Source organism: Parachitinimonas caeni, assembly GCF_030129945.1.
Lineage (GTDB): Bacteria > Pseudomonadota > Gammaproteobacteria > Burkholderiales > Chitinimonadaceae > Parachitinimonas > Parachitinimonas caeni.
This window is the reverse complement of the sequence record NZ_JARRAF010000130.1, coordinates 1-1025: the sequence shown is the minus strand read 5'-3', so window position 1 is coordinate 1025 and position 1025 is coordinate 1. Positions and strand designations below refer to the sequence as shown.

Annotated in this window: 1 protein-coding gene; it reads right to left on the bottom strand. The window is 62.4% G+C overall.

Features of this window, described 5'->3' with window-relative positions:
• Positions 1–1025 (bottom strand): LysM peptidoglycan-binding domain-containing protein (locus PZA18_RS23930; RefSeq protein ID WP_284103405.1); only part of this gene is annotated, 1025 nt, incomplete at both ends.

Here is a 1025-nt window from a genome sequence, read left to right as displayed (position 1 = left end):
GCCGCCCCGGCCGTGTAGATAGTCACGATGATCGCGATCACGATCATGATGATCTGGGCGGCTCCGCAACCCGAGCTGGGGTCGACCGGCACATTGGCCGGAACAAGGTTGCCCATGGCTTCGGCCGGGTCATACGGCCGGAAGCTGTCGGCCGCGTGCCGCATATTGATGACCTTGTTCGGCACGGTCAGGATCTGGCCGGCCGACAGGGTCTCGCTGCCGGAGAGACCGTTGGCATCGGCCAACAGGGTCCACAGGCTGGCATCGCCCCACAGCCCTTGTGCGATCCCTTGCAGGGTATCGCCCTGGCGCACGGTATAGCTGCCCGGTGTGGTGCCGGGGCTGAACGGGGTGATGGCCTGGCTGGCGCGGTTGAAGTCGAAGGCGGCAACCAGTCCTGGTGTGCTGTGTTTCTGGTCTTTGTCGCCGCGCTGTACCAGCTGATTGAACTGCTCGACATACCCTTGGCGGATCAGCTTTTCCTGGGGATCGTTGCGGCTGACGGTGATGCCGCCGATCTGCATGCCATTGCTGAAGTAGAGGTCGGCAGTGTGGCTTTTCTCGGTATTGACCTGGTCACGATTCTGACTGTCCATTTCCACGTATTCACGGTGCAGCACCTGGCCCTGGGCATTGCCGAAGTAGAGGCTGGTCGAGATCAGCTGCCGTTCGGTCGCTTCCGGGATCGACCAGGCTTCAGCCCGGGCCAGGTGGCCGTTGGCGTTGTAGATCTGGAAGGTTTCGGCGTGCTTGGTCTTGTCGGGGTCGGAGGCGATCCGGACCTGCTTGGCATCGTCCCACCAGCGGTATTCGTAGCGGGTGGTGTTGGTGATGTTGTCAGGGTCAGTCACCGAGCCCTTGTGGGTGATGACGCGACTGAGCTGGCCGCCAGCGGCGTTGTATTCATATTCGGTTTCCAGCTCGCCCAGCTTCTGCCAGCTCAGGCGGCCATAGCGGTCGTAACGGTTCTGCACCTGGCCTTCCATCGGGGCACTGCCGGGTTGGTCGCTGATCCGGGTCTGGTA